The sequence below is a fragment of the Bifidobacterium sp. genome (genome assembly GCF_050874245.1).
Lineage (GTDB): Bacteria > Actinomycetota > Actinomycetes > Actinomycetales > Bifidobacteriaceae > Bifidobacterium.
Window position 1 is genome coordinate 1 of sequence record NZ_JBNMKH010000159.1, and the last position, 2,055, is coordinate 2,055.

Annotated in this window: 2 protein-coding genes; both read right to left on the minus strand. The window is 62.1% G+C overall.

Features of this window, described 5'->3' with window-relative positions; all coding sequences use genetic code 11:
- Nucleotides 1–1,061: GntP family permease (locus ACR0P8_RS09470; RefSeq protein ID WP_432624817.1), on the minus strand; the 1,061-nt coding region annotated here is incomplete at its 3' end.
- 82 nt (nucleotides 1,062–1,143) lie between these two features.
- Nucleotides 1,144–1,680, minus strand: coding sequence for a gluconokinase (locus ACR0P8_RS09475; RefSeq protein ID WP_432624818.1), 537 nt, complete (start codon nucleotides 1,678–1,680; stop codon nucleotides 1,144–1,146).
- Nucleotides 1,681–2,055: the final 375 nt, after the last annotated feature.

Here is a 2,055-nt window from a genome sequence, read left to right on the forward strand (position 1 = left end):
GTGGCGAGACGGATGAGCACGGCCACCAGCCAGCCTGCGATCAGCGGGTTCATGGCGGATTCGGTGATGGAGTTGGCGATCACGTCGCCGATGCCGGAGTCGACCAGCGTCTGCTTGAAGCCGCCGCCTGCGGCGACGATCAGGATGATGCCGGCCACGGAGCCGAAGGACTGTCCGACCATGCCGTTGACGGCGTCACGGGAGAACTTCTGCATGTAGCCAAGGGCGACCATGGCGAAAACGGTGGTGATGAGCAGTGCCACGAGCGGGGTGCCGAGGAACGCGATCACACGGCCCCAGGCGGTGGTGTTCTGACCGGTCAGATCCACGATGGACGCGGCGAGCATCAGCACGACCGGCAGCAGGATCACGGACAGGGCGGTGCCGAAGGACGGGCGATTCTCCGCGGACTTCGGAGCTTCGGCCTCAGCCTCGTTCTCCGGAGCGGCGATCGGAACCCACTCGGCGGCGAGCCTGCCGAACAGCGGGCCGGAGATGATGACGGTCGGGATGGCCACGATCAGGCCGAGGGCCAGGGTGATGCCGAGGTTCGCGTTCAGCGCGCCGATGGCGGTCAGCGGACCGGGGTGCGGCGGCACGAAGGCGTGCAGCGTGGACAGGCCGGCGAGGGCCGGGATGCCGAGCAGCACCACAGGGGACTTGGAACGACGGGCGGCGAACAGCACCACCGGGATGAGGATGACCACGCCGACCTCGAAGAACATCGGGATGCCCACGATGAACGCGATCAGTGCCATGGCCCACGGCAGACGCTGCAACGGTGTCTTGGCCATGATGGTGTCGACGATGGTGTCCGCACCGCCCGACTTGAACAGGATGGTGCCGATGATCGAGCCGAACGCGATAAGCAGGCCCACGTTGGAAATCGTGCCGCCGACGCCGGAAGTGAAGCTATCGAACGCCTTGTCGAACGGCACGCCCGCGCACACGGCCATGACGAATGAGCCGGCGAGCAGGGACAGGAACGGATGCACCTTGCATGCCGCGATGAGAAGAACGATGACGGCGATGCCGATGATCGCCGCTGCGATGAGATTCATGAATCCTCCTTGATTCGTTGAATTTCTCTTTCGATTTTTAGTTATGTGCGATTATTTTGCGCTGTGTTGCGGCTTGCGCCGTTCACTCGGCTTGCTGCGATTGCGCGGCCACCTTTGCCGCGTATTCGTTCACCGCCGCGATGGCACGTTCCACCATGTCCTCGACGCTGCCTTCGATGGAGACCTCCACGCCGTTCTCATCCGGCTGGAGCGGCTCCAGAATGGCGAATTGGCTGGGCAGCAGCGCCGGCGGCATGAAGTGCCCCTTGCGCTCGTTGAGGCGTTGCTGGATGAGTTCCTGGGATCCGGTCAGGTGGATGAAGAACGTGGGCACGTCCTTGGCGAGCACCTCACGATAGCTGCGTTTCAGCGCGGAGCTGGAGACCACGGTGTTCTCGTCCAGCGCATCGCGCGCCACCATCCAGGTGTTGATGACCTTCAGCCACGGCCAGCGGTCCTCGTCGGTCAGTGGAATGCCGGCGCTCATCTTGTCGATGTTGGCCTGCGGGTGGAAGTCGTCGCCTTCCGCGTATACGTATCCGAGACGTTCGTGGATGGCTTCCGCCACAGTGGATTTGCCGCATCCAGCGACACCCATCACCACCACGTGAATGCTCATGTCGTCCTCCTTGAACCTGTTGTTCCGGTGCCTCCTCGCATCGGTGATGGCATCACTATAAATCGAAAAGTAGTACGAGTCAAATAAAAAGTACTACGAATTCGAAAAAACATGCGACTTGCTATGCTGTAGGTAGTACAAAACGGCGGCAAGTCGCGCGAACCAGGCGAATCGGTCGTCGACGGAATCGGTCGATGGCGGACGTGTCGGCGTGTCGAGAAACGGAAATGCGCGAATCGCGGGCGAATCAGGAGGGATCTGGATGGCTGAATCCGCAACCGGTGGAGAACTGCTGCAGGACGCCGTAAGCCGCACGCTGGCCATCGAAATGCTGGACGGCAAATGGGCGGCCGGCGAGAGCAAGACGTTGGAAGA

Coding starts and splice junctions, on each gene's coding strand:
- ACR0P8_RS09475 (WP_432624818.1), bottom strand. CDS start 1,680: ATGAGCATTCACGTGGTGGTGATGGGTGTCGCTGGATGCGGCAAATCC.